The following is a 20,770-nucleotide window of genomic DNA, read 5'->3' as shown; positions in this document are numbered from 1 at the left end:
CTGACCGGCCCCGGTCGGCCGCGCGCCGCCCGACGGGGCGGTGGCGGGGAGGCGCCCGCGGAGCGCCTACGCTGGAGCGCATGAGTACCTTGCGCGTCCCCCGCGGGGAAGTGGCCGGACTGCCGGCATGGGACCGGTGCGCGGTCATGGGCGTGGTGAACGTCACGCCGGACTCCTTCTCCGACGGAGGCCGCTGGTTCGACACCGGGGCCGCGGTCAAGCACGGTCTGGCCCTGGTCGCCGAGGGCGCCGACCTGATCGACGTGGGCGGCGAGTCCACCCGGCCCGGCGCGACCCGTGTGGACGAGGCCGAGGAGCTGCGCCGGGTCGTCCCGGTGGTGCGCGAACTGGCCCGGGAGGGCGTGGTCATCAGCGTGGACACCATGCGGGCGTCCGTCGCCGAGCGGGCGGTGGAGGCCGGGGCCCGGCTGGTCAACGACGTCAGCGGCGGGCGCGCGGACCCGCGCATGGTCCCGGTGGTCGCCGCCGCCGGGGTGCCGTACGTGGTGATGCACTGGCGTGGCCAGAGCATCGACATGAACGACCGGGCCGTATACACCGACACCGTGACCGAGGTGATCGGCGAACTGCGCGCCGCTCTGGAGCAGGCGGTGGCCGGCGGGATCGCCTCGGAGCGGATCGTCGTCGACCCCGGGCTGGGCTTCGCCAAGCAGGCCGCCCACGACCTGGCCCTGGTGGACGCCACCGCCCGGCTGCGCCGGGAGCTGGGACGGCCGGTGCTGGTCGCCGCCTCCCGGAAGCGGTTCCTGGGCCGGGTGCTGGCGGGCGAAGGCGGCGAGGTGCCGCCCGCCCGGGAGCGGGACGCGGCCACCGCCGCGGTCTCGGCGCTCGTGGCGCGCGAGGGCGCCTGGGCGGTACGGGTGCACGAGGTGCGGGCGAGCGCGGACGCGGTCCGGGTGGCCCGGGCCCTGGAGGGAGCCAGGTGAGCGGAGAGGCCCGTACGGACGTCGAGGCCGTGGAGGCGGCCAACGCCGCGCTGTACGACGCGGTGGAGCGCGGCGATCTGGACGCCCTGGCCGAGACCTGGCTGCACGACGACGTCAGCGTCGTGCACCCGGGCTGGCCGGTGCTCACCGGACGCGACGAGGTGCTGCGCTCGTACGCGCTGATCATGGCCAACACCGAGTACATCCAGTTCTTCCTGACCGACGTCGGGGTCTCCGTGGCCGGCGACACCGCCCTGGTCACCTGCACCGAGAACATCCTCAGCGGCGGCCCCGCCGAGGAGGACGGCTCGGCCGGGCCCCTGGTCGGCGGGCTGGTGGTCGCCACCAACGTCTTCCGCAGGGCCGAGGACGGCCGGTGGCGGGTGTGGGCGCACCACGGCTCCCCGGTGCTCGTCGAGGACGAGGACGACGACGAGGACGGCGGGGGCGAGGGGATCGACGGCGAGGGCGGGACCCTGCTCTGAGCGCCGGTCTGAGAGAGTGGCTCCCGTGTCCGGCGGGACCGGCGCCGGCAAGGATCCGGCGCCGGTCCCGCCGGACACCGGGGTGCGGGGCGTGGACGCCGCCGGCCCGCCGCCGCATCCGTACGACCGACGGGAGTGAGAGCGCGTGGACCGTGTCGCGCTGCGCGGACTGAGGGTCCGCGGGCATCACGGGGTGTTCGAGCGGGAACGGGAGCAGGGACAGACTTTCGTGGTGGACCTGGCGATGGGCCTGGACACCCGCCCCGCGGCCGCGGACGACGACCTCACGAGGACGGTGCACTACGGCATCGTCGCCGAGGAGGTCGCCGCGATCGTCGGCGGCGAGCCTGTCGACCTGATCGAGACCCTCGCCCAGCGGATCGCCGACCAGTGCCTGACGCACGAGGCGGTGCGCGAGGTGGAGGTCACCGTCCACAAGCCCGAGGCCCCCGTCACCGTCCCGTTCGACGACGTGACCATCACCATCAAGCGGAGCCGCGTATGACGCCGAACAGCGACCCGACCGTACAGCCGGTGCCCGCCTCGGTGGTGCACCAGGTGGACGCCGCCGATGTGACCCTGCACAACCCCAAGCGCGCCGTCGTGGCGCTCGGGAGCAACCTGGGCAACCGCATGGAGACGCTCCAGGGGGCGGTCGACGCGCTGGAGGAGACCCCGGGGGTGCGGGTCAAGGCCGTCTCCCCGGTGTACGAGACCGAGCCGTGGGGCGTGGAGCCGGGCAGCCAGCCCTCCTACCTCAACGCCGTCATCCTGCTCAAGACCACCCTGCCGCCCGGTTCGCTGCTGGAGCGGGCCCACGCCATCGAGGAGGCCTACGCACGGGTCCGCGACGAGCGCTGGGGTCCGCGGACGATCGACGTGGACATCGTGGCGTACCAGGACGTCGTCTCCGACGACCCGGAACTGACCCTGCCGCACCCCCGGTGCCATGAGCGCGCCTTCGTCCTGGCGCCGTGGCACGATGTGGACCCCGGGGCCGAGGTCCCCGGGCGCGGCCCGGTGGCCGGCCTGCTGGACGCCGTGGGCCGGGAGGGCGTGGCACGCCGGGAGGACCTGGAACTGAGCCTGCCGGACTGACCGGCGGGGGCCGCCGGGGCCTGCCGGGGCCGGCGGGTCCGGGAGTGTGGACGGTGCCGTACGGGCAAGGTTCCTCAACGGCCGTAACGGCGGCCGCAACGGCTTCGACGCGGTTTCGACGGTGCTGTTTGGACGGTGCCCCCTCGGGGAGCGCCGAGTGACGTGGGGAGTCCCGTGAGGGAACTACGGATCAGAACGCTGGCCGGCATCTTCGCGCTCGCGCTGGTGCTGTCCTGGGCAGGGGCCCGGATGTGGGACGCGCTGGGCACCCTGCCCGCCGTGCCCGTCGCGGCCCCGATCGTGCTCGCGGTGATCGCCACGGTCCTGACCGCCACCGCGCTGTCGATCCGGGCCCGGCTGCGCGCCCAGCGCGAGCGGCGGCCCGGCGCGAAGGGCGTGGAGCCGATGATGGCCGCCCGCGCCGTCGTCCTCGGGCAGGCCAGTGCGCTGGTGGCCGCCCTGGCCGCGGGCGCGTACGGCGGCGCGGGCGTCTATCTGCTCTTCGGCGCCATGGACGTGCCCGCACGCCGGGACCAGGCGGTCTACGCCGGCCTGTCGGTGCTGGCGGGCGCGGCGGTGGTGGTGGCGGCCGTCTTCCTCCAGCGGGTGTGCAGGCTCCCGGAGGACGACGAGGAGCCCCCGCCCCCGGCGGCCGCGGCGGCCTGAGGGATCCGGAGGGCCCGGGGTCCGGGAGGCTTGGGAGCCGAGGGCCCGGGGTTGAGGATCCGGGAGCCGAGGATCCGGGAGCCGAGGATCCGGGGGCCGGTGATGGACGGGGAGACATACGCGGGGCTGCCGGCGGTGGCGATCGCCGGCGCGGTGGCGCGGCGCGAGGTGTCCGCCGCCGGGGTGGTGGAGGCGGCGCTGGGCCGGATCGCACGGCTGGAGCCGTCGTTGCGCGCCTTCCGCGAGGTGTGGGCCGACCGGGCGCGGGCGCGTGCGGCCGAGGTGGACCGCCGGGTCGCGGCGGGGGAGCGGCTGCCGCTGGCCGGGGTGCCGGTCGGAGTGAAGGCGGGGGCGAAGGACGCCGCCGCCCGACCGGCCCGGGCGTCCGCCGGGCCGGTCGGGCGGCTGCTGGCGGCCGGATGCGTACCGGTCGGGGCGACCTCCGTGCCCGGGCCCGGTACGCCGTGGCGGACCTGGGGCCTGGGCGCGGGCGGCCGTACCGCCAACCCCTGGCGGCCGGACCGGTCGCCGGGCGGGTCGTCCGCCGGTTCGGCGGCGGCGGTCGCGGCCGGGATGGTGCCGGTGGCCACCGGGGTCGACGGCGCCGGTTCGGTGCGCATCCCGGCGGCGTGGTGCGGGGTGCTCGGGCTGAAGACCACCAACGGGCTGCTGCCCGTGGCGGACCGTTCGGGCCTGGCCGCGCCCGGTGTCCTCGTCCGGTGCGCCGCGGACCTCGCGGCATGGCTGGAGTGCGTGGCCGGTGTGCCCGTCCGGAGCGCCGGTGAGAGCGCCGGAGGGCCGGTGGCCGCGGTGTGGTCGCCGGATCTGGGGTTCGCGGAGAGCGACCCGGAGGTCGCCCGGGTGGCGAGGGCGGCGGTGGACGGTCTGATCGAGGCGGGCGCCGTACGCCTGGAGCCGCCGGTGGCTCGGGCCGTGCTGCTGGATCCGGGCCCGGCGTGGTTCGCCCTGCGAAGCTCCGGCGGGGGCCGGACGGCGGCGGGGCGGACGACGGCGGACCGGACGACGGCGGAGCGGACGCGGGCGGAGAACGACGCGCGCCTGGACGCGCTCCTCGCCGGCGGCCGGCTGCTGCTGACCCCGGCCACCCCCAACCGGCCCCACGGCCACGACGGGCCGGGAGACCGGTACAGCACGGCACTGACCTGGGCCTTCAACCTCAGCGGCCACCCGGCGGTCAGCGTTCCGGCGGGTTTCACCGGTGACGGCTGCCCGGCCGGGCTCCAGATCGTGGCCGCCAGGGGAGGGGAGGCGCTGCTCGCCTCGGTGGTGCGGGCGGCCGAGGGCGCGGGTCTGGTGGTACGGGCGCCCGGCAGGGCGTGAACCGGTACCGTGGGCGCCATCTGCCCAACGGCGCGCGCCCCCGGTTATGGTCCGTGTATGGAGGACATCCTGGAACCACCGGACCTGAAGGCCGAGGCCCACCCCAGCCGCCGCTTCCAGGAGCGTCTGCTGGAGAACCCGGAGGACCGGGCCGCGTGGCAGGGCCTGCGCGCCTCCTACGACCGGATGGCCGAGGAGTGGCGGGAGTGGACCGACGAGCAGCGCGGATACGACCTCCCCGTCCGCGAGGGGCTGCGCCGCGTCCGCCCCGCCCAGTGGGCGGTGGAGATCTGCTGCGGCACCGGTGAGGCGACGGCGGCGGTCGCCTCGGCCGTGCCGTCGGTGGTCGCCTGCGACCTGAGCCTGGAGATGCTGCGCCGCCGTGTGGAGGTGCCCGGGGTGCGCTGGGTGGCGGCCGACGTACGGTCACTACCCCTGGGAACGGGGCGTGTTCCCTTGGTAGTGTCGCTCAACGGGGTCTTCAACCCCTCCGAGATCGTGCGGGTGCTCAGGCCCGGCGGCCAGCTGCTGTGGTGCACGTCCTTCCGCGCGGGGACGCCGCTGTACGTGCCGCCCGGGCGGATGCACCGGCTGCTGGGCGAGGGGTGGACGGCCGAGGAGGGCCGCGCCGGGCACGGGGAGTGGACGCTGTTCACCGCACCCGGGTGAGCCCCGGCCGTACGCGCCGGGCATGTCGTACGCGCGGTCCGGACGCGGGCGGGTGACACAGGAGTGACACGGGGGGTCCTGGCGTCGTGCAGGTGGTACTCATCGCACCGTTCCTCATGCGGTTCCGGCTGTGCGCCAACACCTTCGGGGGCGAGGTCGGCAGGGCGCTGAGGGAGGCGGTCACGGCGGCCGTGCCGGGCTTCTCGCCCCAGGCCGACGGGCCGGACTCCCCGCTGCTGTTCGACTACCACATGTCCACCGGCGGCTCCCGGCTCAGCGGCAAGAGGACCGTCGGCACGGTCGACCTGGAGGGCGCCGGGCTGCTGTGGTGCCGCTTCGAGCCCAGCGGCTACTGCTATGTCATGCAGACCGTGGAGGTGCCGGACAAGGAGGAGATGCACCGCCGCGAGCGCGAGCTGGTGGAGCGGGTCAACCCGCACGTGGCGCGGTGGACGGAGAGCGTCTCGGAGCACATGCTCGCCACCGGGCTGGTCGATCCCGTGGACGGGGCGGAGATGGACCCCGGCCGGCTGCTGTGGTGGCACCGGGTCCTGACGGACCCGCCGCGCGGCCAGGAACCGGGCGCCACCCGCGTCTACGGTGTGGAGCGCCGCATCCACGACGACGCGTACGTGCGCTTCGGCGACGGCTTCACCACCCTCGTCCGCCTGCCCCGGCACCGGGTCAACGAGGTGCTGGAGGGCGTGATGGCGGCCACCAGCGAGTGGATCGCGGTGGACGAGGCCAACCGCCTGGTGTCGGCCCGGATGCTCGGGCTCAACGACACCCGCTGGAACCGGGTGGCGGACGTGGACCGGCAGTTCACCGCCTCCCTCAAGCTCAGCAAGGACCTGGCCCTGCGCGACATGGTGCGCCTGGAGGAGAGCCGCTACACCGTCAACGCGGGCGCGGTGGTGGTGGACGCGGCCATGGAGCGGTGGGCGATGGAACGCGAGCGCGGAGTGCTGGAGGTCCAGCTCCAGTCGCTGCGCGACATCCTCGACTTCCACCGCAACATGACGCAGTACCGGCGGGACGAGCGCCGCAACCGGCTGCTGTTCGTCTTCACGGCGATCGCGCTCTTCCAGTCCGTGCTGGTCTGGTACGACTTCGCCCACGAGTCCAACAACACCCTGGGCCCGGCGGAGCGGTTGGCCGTGGTCAGCGCCATCGCCGTGCTCACCGTGGTCGTGGTGGTCTCCTCGCTGGCGGTCCGGCGCCGGGAGTGAACCCGGGCCGTCCGGTGCCCGTCGGCCCCGGGGCGCGGCCGTGACGACCGGTGCCCCTCCGATAACGAATGGGGGACGGACGGTGCCTCGGGAGGCGGCATACAAGGTAAATTCCAGGCCATGCCACGAGGACGCCACCGCCACGCGCCGCCCCTGCACCGGATGCTCGTGCCGTCCGCCGTGGCGGCCGTCGCGCTCGCCAGCGCCGCGGTCTCCTGGCTGATCGGCGACGCGAGTGACCCGGAGGCGGTGGCCCTGCGCCTCCTGGCCGCCGCGGCCGCGGCGGCCGCCGTCACCGGGGCCGTGCTGCTGCGGCGGTGGGACCGCCAGGCCGGCCGGCGGGTCGGCGAGGTCAGGGCGGCCAAGGCCACGGCCGAGTGGCGGGCCGAGGAGCGCCAGGCCGAGCTGGAGACCGAGCTGGAGGAGTCCCTGGAGATCCACCGGAAGGCGGAGGACACGCTCCGGAGCAAGCGCGCCGAGCTGGAGAGGCTGCGCACCGAGCATGCCGCGCTGCTGCGCCGGTACGCCACCGCCGAGACCGAGCGGGCCAGCGCCCTGGAGGGGCGGCGGCAGCTCGCACTGGAGGCCGCCGGGCCCGCGAAGGCGCTCACCACCGGGGCCGCCGACCACCGCAGGGCGTCCGGCGCGCCCACACCGCTCACCTATCTCCAGGCGGACGAGGCGCTCAGGCGGCTGCGGCTCAACGCCGCCCGGCAGCGGGAGCGCGAGGCGGGGGAGGAGCGGGACGGGGCCGCGGCCGTACCGGCTCCTGAGCCGGGCGCTTCCCAGCCGGCACCGCAGACCCGGCAGGCCGGGCAGTCTCAGCAGCCCCAGCTGACCCGGCCGGAGCAGGCGACGCGGCAGGCACCGCGGCCGCCGCGGCAGGGCGGTACGGCGGGGGCGGGGGAGCCGCACGGGCAGGGGCAGAGCCCCGAGAGCCGCGGAAGCGGCGCCCCCAGGCGCGGCGGATTCGACTTCTTCGGCACCCAGGGCACTCAGGGCGCCCGGAAGCGGCGCAGGACGCCGGGGACGCAGGGCCCCGCGGCCGGACCGTCCTCCGACCAGGAGGAGGACCCGGCCAGCCCGGGCGACCCCGGTGACGCCCCCCTTTCCGGCACCGCCCCCGAGGCCCCGGCCCGCACCCCCGCGCCCGCGGTCGCGGGCAAGGTCATCGACCTGGGCGAACCCGGCGACGAGGAGAGCGGGGACGAAGGCTCCGCCCCCACCGCCGGGAACGGCGGTACGGGCGCCGACGGCAAGGGAGCCGAGGGCAGGAGGGCCGGCGGCAGGGGAGCGGGCGGCACGCCGCGGACGGCGGGCCCGCTCAGGGGCCTGCGCCGCGCCCGGTCCGCCTGATCCGCCCGCCGCGTCCCGCGCCTCCCGCGTCTCCTGTGCGCCCGCCCGGCGCGCCTACGTGAGCCAGCGCTCCGGGCGCGCCCGGCGGCGCCCGGTACGGGAGCGCCCCGCCTGGGCGGCCACCACCGCACGGGCCTCCTCCACCGCCCGCAGCCGGGCCGCCACCGTGCCGTTCGCGCCGTGGTCGACGTGGACGTCCGCCAGCCCGAAGGCCCGGTCCCAGGGGCCCTGGGTGAGGCGGACGCTCTGCACCTTGGCGTGCGGGACCAGCGACAGCGTGCGGCACAGCAGCCCCTTGCGGGAGGCGAACACCGTCTGCGTCACCCCGTGGCCGTATCCCCGCCACCACAGCGGGACGACCCAGCGGGCCCGGCGCGGCACCGGCGCCAGTGACGCCGCCGCCTCGGCCGGGTCGAGGCCGGGAAGCACCCGCGCCAGTACGCCCCGGGCCGTCTCACGGGTGGCGACCGGCAGCAGCAGGCCGCCCTCGTTGCCCCCGGCGGCCACGTCCAGCTCCACCCGGACCCAGCCGCGCCGCCGCCACAACCACGGCTCGACGATCCGGACGGCCTGGACGCGGCCGGGCGGGACGGTGGCGTGGGCGCGGTCCAGCAGCCCGTGGTCCAGCCGTATCCCGTCCGGCGACTCGGCGACGGCCCAGTCGAACTCGGTGAGGAAGCGGCCCACACCGCTGCGCCACACACCGCTGAGCAGCGGAACGGCCACCGCCAGGGCGGGCCAGAGGCTGCCGCTCGCCCACCAGATCAGCGCGGGCACGGCCACCGCCGCGGCCAGCGAGCCCCAGACGCTGCCGAGCAGCAGCAGTGAGACCACCAGCATCCGCGTGCCGACCCGCACCAGCTCCCGGGCGGGCGCCTCGCCCGCCTCCGCGGCCGCCTCGGGCGCGATCCCCGCGGCCCGCGCCAGCAGCTCGGCGCGGAGCTCGACGGCCTCCCGCTCGCCCAGGAACGCCAGCTCGTCCTTCTTGTCCGCGCCGACCACGTCCAGCTTGAGCTTGGCCACGCCCACGACGCGGGCCAGCAGGGGACGCCCCACGTCGATCGCCTGGAGGCGGTCCAGGCGGATGTGGGCCACGCGCCGGAACAGCAGGCCGGTGCGGATGCGCAGCTCCGTCTCGGTGACCGTGTAGCTCGTCATCCACCAGGACAGGAAGCCGTACGCGGCCGCCGCGGGCAGCACCAGCGCCAGGGCCGCCAGCAGCCGGCCGGCCGTCAGCGACTCCACGCCCTGCCGGGCCCGCTCCGGGTCCTGCGCGGCGAAGGCGAACAGCGCGGCCAGCGGCGCCCACGCCCGCCGCCACGGGGTGACCGGGTGCAGCCGCCTGCCCTCGGGGCGCTGGAGCAGTGCCATCACAGCCCCCTCGCGGCCGGGCCCGTCACAGCCCCGCCGAACGGGCCTCGCCCAGCTCGGTGAGCCGTTCGCGCAGCCGCTCGGCCTCCTCCGGGGCGAGCCCGGGTATGTGCGCGTCGGTCGTCGCCGCGGCGGTGTGCAACTGCACCCGGGCCAGTCCGAAGTGCCGCTCCAGAGGCCCCGAGGTGACCTCCACCAGCTGCATCCGGCCGTAGGGCACGACGGTCAGTTCGCGCCACACCACCCCGCGTTCGATCAGCAGGTCGTCGTCGCGCTCGGAGTACCGCCAGGAGGCCCAGTTGCGGGCGACGGCCCGCCACCCCCACAGCGCCACCGCCGCCGGCGCCGCGGCGAGTACGGCCCACCACGGACCGGCGGTCAGCCACAGGACCGGGCCCAGCACCACGACGAGCGGCACGGACACGGCCGTCAGCAGCGTCCTGCGCATCCGCAGCAGCCCGCGCTCGACGCCGCGCCACCGCCCGGCGTCCCCGGGCCTTCCGGTCTCCCCGGCCTCCCCGGTGTGTCCGGCCCGCCCGGTCCCCTCGCCGGCCGGTCCCCCTGTCAGCTGACTCATACGGCAAGGGTAGGCGGCGGTGGTGACAGCGCGTATCCACCGCGGGGAGGAGAGGGAGGCAGGAGAGGGGAGAGGGCGGCGCCCCTCCCGGCGGAGCTGCCGGACTGCCAGACTGGTGGCCATGAGCGATCCCGGTACCACCGCCGAGTCCGCCGTGCCCGCCGAGCGCCCCGGGTCCGCCGGGAGCACCGCGGCCGTGACCACCGTCGGCGTCGGCGGCGCGGCGGAGAGCACCGACATGGTGCTCAACATCGGCCCCCAGCACCCCTCCACCCACGGCGTGCTGCGGCTCAGGCTCGTACTGGACGGGGAGCGGATCGGCTCGGCCGAGCCGGTGGTCGGCTACATGCACCGGGGCGCGGAGAAGCTGTTCGAGGCGCGCGACTACCGGCAGATCATCGTCCTGGCCAACCGCCACGACTGGCTGTCGGCCTTCTCCAACGAACTCGGCGTCGTCATGGCCGTCGAGCGGATGCTGGGCATGGAGGTCCCCGAGCGGGCGGTGTGGGCGCGCACCCTGCTGGCGGAGCTGAACCGGGTCCTCAACCACCTGATGTTCCTCGGCTCCTATCCGCTGGAACTGGGCGCCATCACGCCCATGTTCCACGCCTTCACCGAGCGCGAGGACCTCCAGCGCGTCATGGAGGAGGTCTCCGGCGGACGCATCCACTACATGTTCAACCGGGTCGGCGGCCTCAAGGAGGACCTTCCGGCGGGCTGGCTCGGCCGCACCCGGCAGGCGGTGGCCGCCGTCCGCGCGAAGCTGGGCACCTACGACCGGCTCGTCCTGGGCAACGAGATCTTCCGCGGCCGCACCCGCGGCGTGGGCGTGCTCGACCCCGCGGCCGTCCACGCCTACGGGGTGAGCGGTCCCATCGCCCGCGCCTCCGGCGTGGACTTCGACCTGCGCCGCGACGAGCCCTACCTGGCGTACGGGGAGCTGGCGGACGTGCTGCGGGTCGTCACCCGCACCGAGGGGGACTGCCTGGCCCGCTTCGAGGTGCTGCTGGAGCAGACCCGCAACTCCCTCGACCTCGCCGACGCCTGCCTGGACCGCCTCGCCGGGCTGCCGCCCGGCCCGGTCAACCAGCGACTGCCCAAGGTGCTCAAGGCCCCGGAGGGCGCCACCTACGCCTGGACGGAGAACCCGCTGGGCATCAACGGCTACTACCTGGTCTCCAGGGGGGAGAAGACCCCGTACCGGCTCAAGCTCCGCTCGGCCTCGTACAACAACGTCCAAGTGCTCTCCGAGCTGCTGCCGGGCACGCTGGTGTCCGACATGGTGGCGATCCTGGGATCGATGTTCTTCGTCGTCGGCGACATCGACAAGTGAGACGGCAGGCGGCGGGGGCGGCAGGAGGAACGGCGAAAGGCCCGCGACGCTGGCGGGAGGCGGCCGGGGAGGCGCTCTACGGCCCGGAGGGCTTCTTCGTACGCCACGCCCCCGCCGCCCACTTCCGCACCTCCGTGCACGCCTCGCCGCTGTTCGCGGGCGCGGTGGCCGAGCTGCTGCGGCGCGTGGACGAGGCGCTGGGGCACCCCGCCGAACTGGCGCTGATCGACTACGGCGCCGGCCGCGGCGAACTGCTGACCGGCGTACTGGCGGCGCTGTCCGGGCAGCCCGGCGATCTGGCCGCACGGGTGCGCCCCCACGCCGTCGAACGCGCTCCCCGGCCGGAGGGGCTCGACCCGGCCGTCGCCTGGTCCGCCGACCCGCCGCGCGGCGTGAGCGGGCTGCTGTTCGCCAACGAGTGGCTGGACGACGTCCCCCTGGACATCGCCGAGACCGGCGGGGACGGCGTCCCCCGGTACGTCCTGGTGGACGCCGACGGCACCGAGCACCCGGGCGGGCCGGTGCGCGGCGAGGACGCCCGGTGGCTGGCCCGCTGGTGGCCGCTGCCGCCCGAGCCGGGACTGCGCGCGGAGATCGGCCGCCCCCGCGACGCGGCCTGGGCGCGGGCGGTGTCCTGCCTGGAGCGCGGGCTGGCCGTCGCCGTCGACTACGCCCACACCCGCGCCGCCCGCCCCCCGCTGGGCACCCTCACCGGCTACCGGGAGGGCCGCGAGGTGCGGCCCGTCCCCGACGGCCGGTGCGACCTGACCGCCCATGTCGCCCTCGACGCGTGCGCGGCGGAGGCCGAGCGCGCCGGGGCCCCGGCGACCGGCCCGGGTCTGCCGCTGACCCAGCGCGAGGCGCTGCGCGCCCTGGGCGTGAGCGGCGCGCGGCCGCCGCTCGCCCTGGCGTCGAAGGACCCGGCCGCGTACGTACGGCTGCTGGGCCGCGCCGGCGAGGCCGCCGAGCTGACCGATCCGGCGGGCCTGGGCGCCTTCACCTGGCTGCTCCAGCCCCGCGGGATCCCGCTGCCTCCACCCTGGGGAGTACACGGGGAGGCGGGGGATCGGCCGTCCGGTTGACCCCCGCGCGTACCCGGTCTGTTTACGCTGGGTTATGTGCACCGGCTCTACGAGTTCCTACGCAGGCACCCCACCCTCGTCGACGGGGCGTGGGCCGCCGTCCTGCTGGTGCTGTCGGCCGGTTGGCTCGTGGGGATCATGACGCATCCGCCGTCGGCCCGGTCGCTGGGGCAGGGGGACGTGCAGCAGGCCGCCTCCGTCCCGATCGTCCTGGCCCTGTGCGCCGTGGTGGCCCTGCGGCGCCGGGCGCCGGAGAAGATGCTGCTGCTGGCCGCCGGGGCGGGACTGGCGGAGGTGGTGACCGGCGCGTTCCCGGTGCCGGCCAACTTCGCCCTGCTGGTGATCGTCTTCACCAGCGCCTCCCGCAACGTCCGCTGGGCCTCCCGCTTCGCGCTCGCCGGCGCGCTGGCCGCGCCCACCGTCCACACCCTGCGCTGGCCCAACGAGGGCCAGGGCACCGCCGCCGCGGTGCTGGGCACGGTCTTCCTCACCGCCACCTTCCTGCTGGCCTGGGTGATGGGCGACTCGCTGCGCACCCGGCGCGCCTACTACGCGCAGCTGGAGGAGCGGGCCGCCCGCCTGGAGCGCGAGCGCGAGGCACAGGCCAAGGTCGCCGTCGCCGCCGAGCGGGCCCGGATAGCGCGCGAGCTGCACGACGTGGTCGCGCACAACGTCTCGGTGATGGTCGTCCAGGCCGACGGCGCCGCCTACGTCATGGACACCGCGCCCGAGCAGGCCCGGCAGGCGCTGGAGACCATCTCCGGCACCGGGCGCCAGGCGCTGTCGGAGATGCGCAGACTGCTGGGCGTGCTGCGCACCGGGGAGCACTCCGAGGGCGGCGAGTACGTGCCCCAGCCCGGTGTCGAGCAGCTCGCCGACCTGGTGGAGCAGGTGCGCGGCGCGGGCCTGACCGTGGACTTCCGCATCGAGGGCACCCCCCGCCCGCTGCCCAGCAGCGTCGAGCTGACCGCGTACCGCATCGTGCAGGAGGCGCTGACCAACACCCGCAAGCACGGCGGCCCCGACGTCGGCGCGACGGTGCGGCTGACCTACGGCGCCGACGATCTGACCCTGCTGGCCGAGGACGACGGCCGCGGCGCGCAGCGGGAGCTGTACGAGGTCGGCGGGCTGGACGGGCTCGGCCAGGGACTGATCGGCATGCGCGAGCGCGTCGGCATGGTCGGCGGCAGCCTGGACGCCGGGCCCCGGCCCGGCGGCGGCTTCCGGATCAGCGCGGTGCTGCCGCTGAAGAGCACCGCGTGAACGGCCCCGCGCGGAGCGCGCCCCCTGCCACTGCCGCCGTCCCGCCCTCACCCGCCCCGCCCTCACCCGCCCCGCCTCAGGAAACCGCCTCAGGGGAGACCATGACCGTCCGTGTGATGCTCGTCGACGACCAGGCGCTGCTGCGCACCGGCTTCCGCATGGTGCTGGACGCACAGCCGGACATGGAGGTCGTCGCCGAGGCCGGGGACGGCGCCGAGGCGCTGGACAGGCTCCGTGCCACGGCCGTGGACGTGGTGCTGATGGACGTGCGGATGCCCCGCCTCGACGGGGTCGAGGCCACCCGCCGCATCTGCGAGGGGGGCGAGGGCGGGCCCGGCAGCCCCCGGGTGCTGATCCTGACCACCTTCGACCTCGACGAGTACGCCTTCTCCGCCCTGCGGGCCGGAGCCGGGGGGTTCCTGCTCAAGGACGTGCCGCCGGGCGAGCTGCTGGCCGCGATCCGCGCCGTCCACAGCGGCGACGCGGTGGTCGCCCCCTCCACCACCCGCCGCCTTCTCGACCGCTTCGCCTCCCTGCTGCCCGCCGCCGCCGACCGCTCCGCACCCAAGGAGCTGGAGCGGCTGACGGACCGCGAGCACGAGGTGCTGCTGCTGGTCGCCCAGGGGCTGTCGAACGGCGAGATCGCCCGGCGCCTGGTCCTCTCGGAGGCCACCGTCAAGACGCACGTGGGCCGCATCCTCACCAAGCTGGAGCTGCGCGACCGGGTGCAGGCGGTGGTGCTGGCGTACGAGACGGGGCTGGTGCGGGCGGGCGGCAAGGGCGCCTGAGCGGCCGGGGCCTCATTCGGGGATCAGCCCCGTTCCGGGACGCGGGCGAGGAAGCCGTACAGAGCGTCGCGCACGTCCCGCGGCCCCCAGCGCAGCCCCGGAGCGCTCACCGTCACCTCGGCCACGGCCGTTCCGGGCGGGCCGGGCGTACCCGGCGCCTCCCAGACGCGGAACAGCACCGTCCCCTCCTCCTCCGCCTGCCGTACCCCCGCCTCCGTCAGCCCGTCGGCGCCGTACGGCAGCCACACCTGGAACTGGTGGGTGTGCGGCTCGGCCGGATGGACCCGGAACCACGGCACCCCGGCCTCCGCCAGCCCCTCCCGCAGCGCCGCCGCGACCATCTTGGCCTGTGCGACGTACCCCGGCAGCCGGGGCAGCTCCCTATCCAGTCCCACCAGGGCGGACAGCGCGGCGGGCCACTGCTGGAAGAGCTGCCCGCCGTAGCGGTGCCGCCAGGCGCGCGTCTGCGCCACGAAGTCGGCGGGACCGGCCAGGGCGGCGCCCGAGAGGCCGCCCAGGGACTTGTAGAAGGAGACGTACACGCTGTCGGCCAGGGCGGCGATCTCCGGGAGCGTACGCCCGAAGTGCGCGGCGCACTGCCACAGTCGCGCTCCGTCGAAGTGCACCACCGCGTCCCGCTCCCGCGCGGCCTCGGTCACCGCCACCAGCTCGTCCCAGGTGGGCAGCACGAAACCGGCTTCCCGCAGCGGGAGTTCGAGCATCAGCGTGCCGAAGGGCTCCTCCAGCTCCCGCACCTCCCCGGCGGTGGGCGGGCGCGGCTCGGTGGTGGGGTGCACGGTGCTCAGCCCGCTCAGCAGCCCCAGCGCGCCCCGCTCGTGGCGCTCGGGGTGTGCCATCGGGTGCAGGGCGACGACCGGGTTGCCGGTGCGGCCCGCCCAGCAGCGCAGGGCGACCTGCTGGGCCATGGTGCCGGTGGGGAAGAACGCGGCGGCCTCATGACCCAGCACGGCGGCGGTGCGCTCCTCCAGGCGGGCGACGATCCCGTCGCCGTAGATGTCGGGGCTGCCGTCCAGGTCGAAGACCTCGGCGCCCTCCTGCGCGAGCCGGGCCAGCCGGCCGGCGATCGTCCCATCCACCGGGCCGTCGGACAGCTTCCGCCGCGCCGCGGTCCACGCCGCGAGCCTGCGGGCCCGCTCGGCATCGGCGTCCACGGCGGACTCGGCTTCCACGGCAATCCCGGCGGACTCGGCTTCGAAGTCCCCGCGCGCTTCCCCTGCTTCCCCGGTTCCCTCATCGGCTGTCATGCCCCCGATGATCCCGCACCGCGCGGGTCCGGCGCCGGTCTTTTCCCCACCGGTTTGGCGGGGACTTCAGCGCAGCACCGCCTCCAGGAAGTCGCTGCCCAGCCGCGCCACGACGGTGACGTCCAGACGGTGCTGCACGTACCGCCCGTGCCGGCGCGTCGTCAGCAGGCCCGCGTTCCGCAGCACCTTCAGGTGCCGGGAGACCTCCGGAGCGGTGATCCCCAGCCCGCTCGCCAGCTCGCCCGTGGTGTACGGGGCGCGGGCCAGACTGCGGCACAGCCGGACCCGCACCGGGTGGGCCAGGGCCTCCAGCCGGCGCTCCATCACCTCCACCGAGTCCGGGCCCGCGCGCAGCTCGCGCGAGGCGACCGGGTACTCGATCACCGGCCGCCAGCCGGGGGCGTGCAGCACCACCAGATGGGGCCGGCCGAAGGCGGTGGGCACCAGGGTCACCCCCGGCCCGACCGCCGGATCCACGGCCGTCGTCCGGCTCTGCGCCAGCTTGTCGACGACCAGGCGCCGCCCGCCGCCGTCCTCCTCCACGGCGATCGCGGGGGACGCGGCGGCCAGCGCCTCGGCCGGCCCCCTGCGCCGCAGCAGGTCCGTCTTGTGCCGGGCGTCGGCGGCGAGCTGCCCGCGCACCCGCTGCCAGGTGTCGGCGAAGAACGCCCGGTCGCAGTCCTCCAGCAGCCGCCGTATCCAGATCCGCACGGCGGGCGGGTCCGCGAGCAGGTGCCGTACGAAGTCGAGCTGTCCCGGCCCGCGCGCGGCGGCCCGCTCCAGGGCCCGCCGGCGGGCCTCCTCGTCGACCAGTGGGGAAGGCCCGCCCTCGCTGTAGTCGGCGGAGCAGTTGATCTCCAGCGCGGCCCGGACGTACCGCTCGTCGTCCATCGCGTCGACGTGGTCCAGCTCCTCGGCGAGCGTGGCGCCGGGCCGGGGGCGGCTGGGCAGCAGGATGTCGGAGCGGGTGGAGCGCCACAGGATGTCCGCCTCGGAGAGCCGCCCGGCGAGGTCCGGCTCCAGCCCGGCGAGCGTCGTGGTCGTCCAGCCGTGCAGCCAGGGGTGGTGCGAGGGCTCGGAGAGGGCGTGCAGGGCGGCGCTGAGCTCCGCCAGCGGGGAGGGGGAGAAGACGAAGTGCTCGTCGGGCAGGCCGGTGATGTCGATGACCACGCTCATGCGGTCATCCTGCCCTCCGGCGGCGGCCCCGGGCCGTCGATTGACGGCCGGGGTCAATCCGCGTGCCCGGCGGCCGCGGACGGGCGCAGCGTGAGGGCATGAGCCTCCACACCGAGTACGCACTCGCCCAGTACCGCGCCGCCGCGCAGGGGCAGGAGCCGCCGCCCCTGCCCGGCCTGGCCGACCCGCGCGCCGCCCGGGAGTTCCGGGACGCGCTCCTGGACGCCCGGGCCGTCCGCCGCCCCGCCGTACCGCTCCTTGCGCGCCTGCGCCGGGCGCTGCCGGCCCGGCGCAGGCGCGAGCCCTGCTGAACCGGCCGCCGGCCGGCGGGCCCGGGGGCCGCCCCGTCTCGCCCCGTCCCGCCCCGCGGGCGGGCGGAACGGGAAACCGGCGAGTCCGCGTAGCATGGCGGTAATCGTCCGGTACCGGGTCCTGCGGACTGGAACGGAAGGCCGAAACCACGTGAACCAACCCCCCTCCGGCGCCGCCGGGGACCGTCCCGCGCGCCTGACCGTCGGCGTCGTCGGCGCGGGCCGCGTCGGCCCCGCCCTGGCCGCGGCCCTCGCCCTGGCCGGGCACCGCCCGGTGGCCGCCTCCGGCGTCTCCGACGCCTCCCGCCGCCGGGCCGAGGCCCTGCTGCCGGGGGTGCCGCTGGTGGAGCCCGCCGAGGTCCTGGCCCGCGCCGACCTCGTCCTGCTCACCGTCCCCGACGACGCCCTGCCCGGCCTGGCCGCGGGCCTGGCCGAGACCGGCGCCGTACGCCCCGGCCAGCTCCTGGCGCACGCCTCGGGCCGCTACGGCACCGCCGTCCTCGCCCCCGCCACCCGTGCCGGGGCCCTGCCGCTGGCTCTGCACCCGGTGATGACCTTCACCGGCACTCCTGTGGACGTACAGCGGCTGGCGGGCTGCTCCTTCGGCGTCACCGCGCCCGAGGAGCTGCGGCTGGCCGCCGAGGCGCTGGTCATCGAGATGGGAGGGGAGCCCGAGTGGGTCGCCGAGGAGGCCCGCCCGCTCTACCACGCGGCCCTGGCCCTCGGCGCCAACCACCTGGTCACCCTGGTCGCCCAGGCCATGGAGCTGCTGCGCACCGCCGGGGTCTGTGCGCCCGACCGGATGCTCGGCCCGCTGCTCGGCGCGGCCCTGGACAACGCCCTGCGCTCCGGCGACGCCGCGCTGACCGGCCCGGTCGCCCGGGGCGACGCCGGCACGGTCGCCGCCCACATCACCGAGCTGCGCCGCCACGCCCCGCAGACGGTGGCGGGCTACCTCGCGATGGCCCGCACCACCGCCGACCGGGCCCTGGCCGGCGGACTGCTCAGGCCGGAACTGGCCGAGGACCTGCTGGAGGTCCTCTCCGACGGGGACACCCGGTGACCGGACCGACCGCCGACCACAGGAGCCCAGCCGTGCCCGCACCCACGCCCGTGCCCGTCCTGCGCACCGCCGCCGAGCTGCGCGCCCTGCAGCGCCGGGGACGGCGGGCGGTGGTGATGACGATGGGCGCCCTGCACGAGGGCCACGCGGTCCTGGTCCGCGCCGCCCGCGAGAAGGCCGGGCCCGAGGGGCAGGTTGTGGTCACCGTCTTCGTCAACCCGCTGCAGTTCGGCGCGGGCGAGGACCTGGACCGCTACCCGCGCACCCTGGACGCGGACGTCGTGGTGGCCGCGGGCGCGGGCGCCGACGCCGTCTTCGCGCCGCCGGTGGAGGAGGTCTACCCCGGCGGGGAGCCGGAGGTGAGGATCGGCGCGGGCCCGATGGGCGAGCGCCTGGAGGGCGCCAGCCGCCCCGGCCACTTCGACGGGATGCTCACCGTCGTCGCCAAACTGCTCCACCTCACCGCCCCCGACCTGGCGCTCTACGGGGAGAAGGACGCCCAGCAGCTCGCCCTGATCACCCGGATGGTCCGCGACCTGAACTTCCCCGTGGAGATCGAGGGCGTGCCCACCGTGCGCGAACCCGACGGGCTGGCCCTCTCCAGCCGCAACCGCTACCTGTCGGACGCCGAGCGCACCACCGCTCTGGCCCTCTCGCGCGCCCTGTTCGCCGGACGCGACGCGGTGGCCGCGGGCGGGGCGGGCCCGCGCGAGGTACGTCAGGCCGCCGAGGCCGTACTGGCGCAGGCCGGGCGGGCACGGCCTCCGCTGGAGCTGGACTACCTGGCGCTGGTGGACCCGGACCACTTCACGGAGGTCCCGGCCGAGCCCGGCGCGTACGAGGGCGAGGCCGTGCTCGCGGTGGCGGCGCGGGTGGGCACCACACGACTGATCGACAACGTCCGGCTGCGCCTCGGACGCCCCGGAGGGGTTCGGTGAACGGGATGACAGGCCTGCGGCTGGACGCGCCGCGCTCCGGCTGGGCCATCGCGGCGGACGTGGTGGTGGTCGGCTCCGGGGTGGCCGGCCTGACCGCCGCCCTGCGCTGCGCGGCCTCCGGCCGGAAGACGGTGATCGTCACCAAGGCCCGGCTGGACGCCGGCTCCACGCGCTGGGCGCAGGGCGGGATCGCCGCCGCGCTCGGCGAGGGCGACACCCCGGGCCAGCACCTGGACGACACCCTGGTCGCCGGCGCGGGCCTGTGCGACGAGGAGGCGGTGCGCACCCTGGTCACCGAGGGACCGGACGCGGTACGGCGGCTGATCGGCGCCGGGGCGCGGTTCGACACCTCCGCCGAGACCGGCGAGATCGCCCTGACCCGCGAGGGCGGCCACCACCGCCGCCGCATCGCCCACGCGGGCGGCGACGCGACCGGCGCGGAGATATCCCGCGCCCTGGTGGCGGCCGTACGCGACGCCGGGATAGAGACGGTGGAGAACGCCCTCGTCCTGGACCTGCTCAAGGACGCCGGCGGGCACGCCGCGGGCGTCTCCCTCCATGTGATGGGCGAGGGGCGGCACGACGGGGTGGGCGCCGTCCACGCCCCGGCGGTGGTGCTGGCCACCGGCGGAATGGGCCAGGTGTTCTCCGCCACCACCAACCCGCCGGTCTCCACCGGCGACGGCGTAGCCCTGGCGCTGCGGGCGGGCGCGGAGGTCTCCGATCTGGAGTTCGTCCAGTTCCACCCGACCGTGCTCTACCTGGGCCCGGACAGCGAGGGCCAGCAGCCGCTGGTGTCGGAGGCCGTGCGCGGCGAGGGCGCGTACCTCGTCGACGCCGACGGTGAGCGCTTCATGGCCGGGCGGCACGAACTGGCCGAGCTGGCCCCGCGCGACATCGTCGCCAAGGGCATCATGCGGCGGATGCGCGAGCGGGGCGCCGACCACATGTACCTGGACGCCCGGCACTTCGGCGCACGGATGTGGAGCGAGCGGTTCCCCACCATCCTCGCCGCCTGCCGCGCCCACGGCATCGACCCGGTCACCGAGCCGGTCCCGGTCGCGCCCGCCGCGCACTACGCCTCCGGCGGGGTGCGCACCGACCTGGCGGGCCGCACCACCGTGCCCGGCCTGTACGCGTGCGGCGAGGTCGCCTGCACGGGTGTGCACGGCGCCAACCGGCTGGCCTCCAACTCCCTGCTGGAGGGCCTGGTCTTCGCCGAGCGGATCGCCGCCGACATCGCCCGCACCCCCGCGCGCGTCCCGGTGCCCGCCGAACCCGGCGACCCGGCGGACACGCGGACCGTTGCGCTGCCGCCGGCCGAGGCGCGGTACGCGCTCCAGCGCACCATGACCGCCGGGGCCGGGGTGCTGCGCTCCGCGGACAGCCTGGCGCGGGCCGCGCGGGAGCTGGCGGCCCTGGCCCCGGGCGAGGCCGGGGGCAGGGCCGGCAAGCCGGCCGAGCCCGGGGTCGAGACCTGGGAGGCGGCCAACCTCCACCTCGTCGCCGGTGTCCTGGTCGCCGCCGCCCTGCGCCGTACCGAGACCCGCGGCTGCCACTGGCGCGAGGACCACCCCGAACGGGACGACGAGACCTGGCGCCGACATCTGGTCGTCGCCCTGCGCCCCACGGTGGAGGGCTCCGAACTCGTCGTCCGTACGACCGACTCGACGGCGTTTCCCCCGGTCATGGACGGGGGGACCCCGTGAGCGTCGCGCACGCGGCCACCGGGCCGCGGACGACGGGCGGAGCCGCGCCTTCGTGCCGTGTGGGCGGAGAAGCTCACGAGAAGGCGGTGCGCGTCGCGCACGC

At 76.2% G+C, this 20,770-nt stretch carries 21 protein-coding genes; 17 read left to right on the top strand and 4 right to left on the bottom strand.

Going from position 1 to position 20,770, the window contains the following annotated elements:
• Positions 1-80: 80 nt before the first annotated feature.
• From folP to ACW69E_RS22535, 9 genes are all read left to right on the top strand, one after another.
• The gene (gene folP, locus ACW69E_RS22575) at positions 81-947 is read left to right on the top strand and encodes a dihydropteroate synthase (protein ID WP_457500104.1); all 867 of its coding nucleotides are present in this window, start codon (positions 81-83) and stop codon (positions 945-947) included.
• Positions 944-1,432 (top strand): nuclear transport factor 2 family protein, encoded by a 489-nt coding sequence (locus ACW69E_RS22570; protein WP_457500103.1) that lies wholly within the window; start codon positions 944-946, stop codon positions 1,430-1,432. The genes folP and ACW69E_RS22570 overlap by 4 nt, the downstream gene beginning before the upstream one ends.
• A gap of 145 nt (positions 1,433-1,577) precedes the next feature.
• Positions 1,578-1,937, top strand: a complete 360-nt coding sequence (gene folB, locus ACW69E_RS22565) for a dihydroneopterin aldolase (RefSeq protein WP_457500102.1) — start codon at positions 1,578-1,580, stop codon at positions 1,935-1,937.
• Positions 1,934-2,530, top strand: a complete 597-nt coding sequence (gene folK / locus ACW69E_RS22560) for a 2-amino-4-hydroxy-6-hydroxymethyldihydropteridine diphosphokinase (RefSeq protein ID WP_457500101.1) — start codon at positions 1,934-1,936, stop codon at positions 2,528-2,530. The genes folB and folK overlap by 4 nt, the downstream gene beginning before the upstream one ends.
• Before the next feature lie 174 nt (positions 2,531-2,704).
• Positions 2,705-3,196, top strand: a complete 492-nt coding sequence (locus tag ACW69E_RS22555) for a DUF3180 domain-containing protein (protein ID WP_279950828.1) — start codon at positions 2,705-2,707, stop codon at positions 3,194-3,196.
• Between the two features lie 102 nt (positions 3,197-3,298).
• Entirely contained in the window at positions 3,299-4,537 is a 1,239-nt protein-coding gene (locus ACW69E_RS22550) for an amidase family protein (protein WP_457500100.1), read from the top strand.
• 57 nt (positions 4,538-4,594) lie between these two features.
• On the top strand, positions 4,595-5,206 hold the full coding sequence (locus tag ACW69E_RS22545) for a class I SAM-dependent methyltransferase (RefSeq protein WP_457500099.1): 612 nt from the start codon (positions 4,595-4,597) through the stop codon (positions 5,204-5,206).
• 86 nt (positions 5,207-5,292) lie between these two features.
• Positions 5,293-6,435, top strand: coding sequence for a hypothetical protein (locus ACW69E_RS22540; protein WP_457500098.1), 1,143 nt, complete (start codon positions 5,293-5,295; stop codon positions 6,433-6,435).
• A 120-nt stretch (positions 6,436-6,555) separates the two neighbouring features.
• Positions 6,556-7,791 (top strand): hypothetical protein, encoded by a 1,236-nt coding sequence (locus tag ACW69E_RS22535; RefSeq protein WP_457500097.1) that lies wholly within the window; start codon positions 6,556-6,558, stop codon positions 7,789-7,791.
• Between the two features lie 54 nt (positions 7,792-7,845).
• On the opposite strand, the gene ACW69E_RS22530 is transcribed toward ACW69E_RS22535, so the two are convergent.
• Both ACW69E_RS22530 and ACW69E_RS22525 read right to left on the bottom strand, forming a co-directional pair.
• Positions 7,846-9,162, bottom strand: a complete 1,317-nt coding sequence (locus ACW69E_RS22530; RefSeq protein WP_457500096.1) for a PH domain-containing protein — start codon at positions 9,160-9,162, stop codon at positions 7,846-7,848.
• A gap of 25 nt (positions 9,163-9,187) precedes the next feature.
• Positions 9,188-9,739, bottom strand: coding sequence for a PH domain-containing protein (locus ACW69E_RS22525; RefSeq protein ID WP_457500095.1), 552 nt, complete (start codon positions 9,737-9,739; stop codon positions 9,188-9,190).
• 238 nt (positions 9,740-9,977) lie between these two features.
• Here ACW69E_RS22525 and ACW69E_RS22520 point away from each other — a divergent pair, with 238 nt between their 5' ends.
• From ACW69E_RS22520 to ACW69E_RS22505, 4 genes are all read left to right on the top strand, one after another.
• Entirely contained in the window at positions 9,978-11,072 is a 1,095-nt protein-coding gene (locus ACW69E_RS22520) for an NADH-quinone oxidoreductase subunit D (RefSeq protein WP_457500140.1), read from the top strand.
• Complete coding sequence (locus tag ACW69E_RS22515) at positions 11,069-12,154, top strand: SAM-dependent methyltransferase (protein ID WP_457500094.1); 1,086 nt, start codon at positions 11,069-11,071, stop codon at positions 12,152-12,154. The genes ACW69E_RS22520 and ACW69E_RS22515 overlap by 4 nt, the downstream gene beginning before the upstream one ends.
• A gap of 36 nt (positions 12,155-12,190) precedes the next feature.
• Complete coding sequence (locus ACW69E_RS22510) at positions 12,191-13,417, top strand: sensor histidine kinase (RefSeq protein WP_457500093.1); 1,227 nt, start codon at positions 12,191-12,193, stop codon at positions 13,415-13,417.
• A gap of 101 nt (positions 13,418-13,518) precedes the next feature.
• Entirely contained in the window at positions 13,519-14,205 is a 687-nt protein-coding gene (locus ACW69E_RS22505; protein ID WP_457500092.1) for a response regulator, read from the top strand.
• Positions 14,206-14,228: 23 nt separating this feature from the next.
• On the opposite strand, the gene ACW69E_RS22500 is transcribed toward ACW69E_RS22505, so the two are convergent.
• Both ACW69E_RS22500 and ACW69E_RS22495 read right to left on the bottom strand, forming a co-directional pair.
• Positions 14,229-15,470: a threonine aldolase family protein gene (locus tag ACW69E_RS22500; RefSeq protein WP_457500091.1), complete on the bottom strand. Its 1,242-nt coding sequence runs from the start codon at positions 15,468-15,470 to the stop codon at positions 14,229-14,231.
• A 66-nt stretch (positions 15,471-15,536) separates the two neighbouring features.
• Positions 15,537-16,646: a DUF5937 family protein gene (locus tag ACW69E_RS22495; RefSeq protein WP_457500090.1), complete on the bottom strand. Its 1,110-nt coding sequence runs from the start codon at positions 16,644-16,646 to the stop codon at positions 15,537-15,539.
• Between the two features lie 98 nt (positions 16,647-16,744).
• On the opposite strand from ACW69E_RS22495, the gene ACW69E_RS22490 reads away from it, so the two are divergent.
• The 4 genes from ACW69E_RS22490 to ACW69E_RS22475 all read left to right on the top strand — a co-directional run bounded on the left by ACW69E_RS22490 (position 16,745) and on the right by ACW69E_RS22475 (position 20,667).
• Positions 16,745-16,957: a hypothetical protein gene (locus tag ACW69E_RS22490; protein WP_457500089.1), complete on the top strand. Its 213-nt coding sequence runs from the start codon at positions 16,745-16,747 to the stop codon at positions 16,955-16,957.
• A gap of 151 nt (positions 16,958-17,108) precedes the next feature.
• Positions 17,109-18,020 carry a Rossmann-like and DUF2520 domain-containing protein gene (locus tag ACW69E_RS22485; protein WP_457500088.1) on the top strand — a complete coding sequence of 304 codons (912 nt, stop codon included), beginning with the start codon at positions 17,109-17,111 and terminating at the stop codon, positions 18,018-18,020.
• 32 nt (positions 18,021-18,052) lie between these two features.
• A complete protein-coding gene (panC, locus tag ACW69E_RS22480) occupies positions 18,053-18,958 on the top strand; it encodes a pantoate--beta-alanine ligase (RefSeq protein WP_457500087.1) in 906 nt (301 codons plus the stop codon).
• Positions 18,959-18,963: 5 nt separating this feature from the next.
• Positions 18,964-20,667 carry an L-aspartate oxidase gene (locus ACW69E_RS22475; protein ID WP_457500139.1) on the top strand — a complete coding sequence of 568 codons (1,704 nt, stop codon included), beginning with the start codon at positions 18,964-18,966 and terminating at the stop codon, positions 20,665-20,667.
• The last annotated feature ends 103 nt before the right edge of the window (positions 20,668-20,770 follow it).

It is taken from the genome of Streptomyces sp. SS8, assembly GCF_054072955.1.
The sequence above is the reverse complement of the archived record's forward strand: the minus strand, read 5'-3'. Positions and strand labels throughout refer to the sequence as shown.

Bases quoted from the DNA above. Each gene is read 5' to 3' on its own strand.
- ACW69E_RS22500 (WP_457500091.1), bottom strand. From the start codon at position 15,470: ATGACAGCCGATGAGGGAACCGGGGAAGCAGGGGAAGCGCGCGGGGAC.
- ACW69E_RS22530 (WP_457500096.1), bottom strand. From the start codon at position 9,162: ATGGCACTGCTCCAGCGCCCCGAGGGCAGGCGGCTGCACCCGGTCACC.
- ACW69E_RS22535 (WP_457500097.1), top strand. From the start codon at position 6,556: ATGCCACGAGGACGCCACCGCCACGCGCCGCCCCTGCACCGGATGCTC.
- ACW69E_RS22495 (WP_457500090.1), bottom strand. From the start codon at position 16,646: ATGAGCGTGGTCATCGACATCACCGGCCTGCCCGACGAGCACTTCGTC.
- ACW69E_RS22475 (WP_457500139.1), top strand. From the start codon at position 18,964: ATGACAGGCCTGCGGCTGGACGCGCCGCGCTCCGGCTGGGCCATCGCG.
- ACW69E_RS22525 (WP_457500095.1), bottom strand. From the start codon at position 9,739: ATGAGTCAGCTGACAGGGGGACCGGCCGGCGAGGGGACCGGGCGGGCC.
- ACW69E_RS22505 (WP_457500092.1), top strand. From the start codon at position 13,519: ATGACCGTCCGTGTGATGCTCGTCGACGACCAGGCGCTGCTGCGCACC.
- folP (WP_457500104.1), top strand. From the start codon at position 81: ATGAGTACCTTGCGCGTCCCCCGCGGGGAAGTGGCCGGACTGCCGGCA.
- ACW69E_RS22520 (WP_457500140.1), top strand. From the start codon at position 9,978: ATGGTGCTCAACATCGGCCCCCAGCACCCCTCCACCCACGGCGTGCTG.
- ACW69E_RS22550 (WP_457500100.1), top strand. From the start codon at position 3,299: ATGGACGGGGAGACATACGCGGGGCTGCCGGCGGTGGCGATCGCCGGC.
- ACW69E_RS22545 (WP_457500099.1), top strand. From the start codon at position 4,595: ATGGAGGACATCCTGGAACCACCGGACCTGAAGGCCGAGGCCCACCCC.
- folK (WP_457500101.1), top strand. From the start codon at position 1,934: ATGACGCCGAACAGCGACCCGACCGTACAGCCGGTGCCCGCCTCGGTG.
- ACW69E_RS22490 (WP_457500089.1), top strand. From the start codon at position 16,745: ATGAGCCTCCACACCGAGTACGCACTCGCCCAGTACCGCGCCGCCGCG.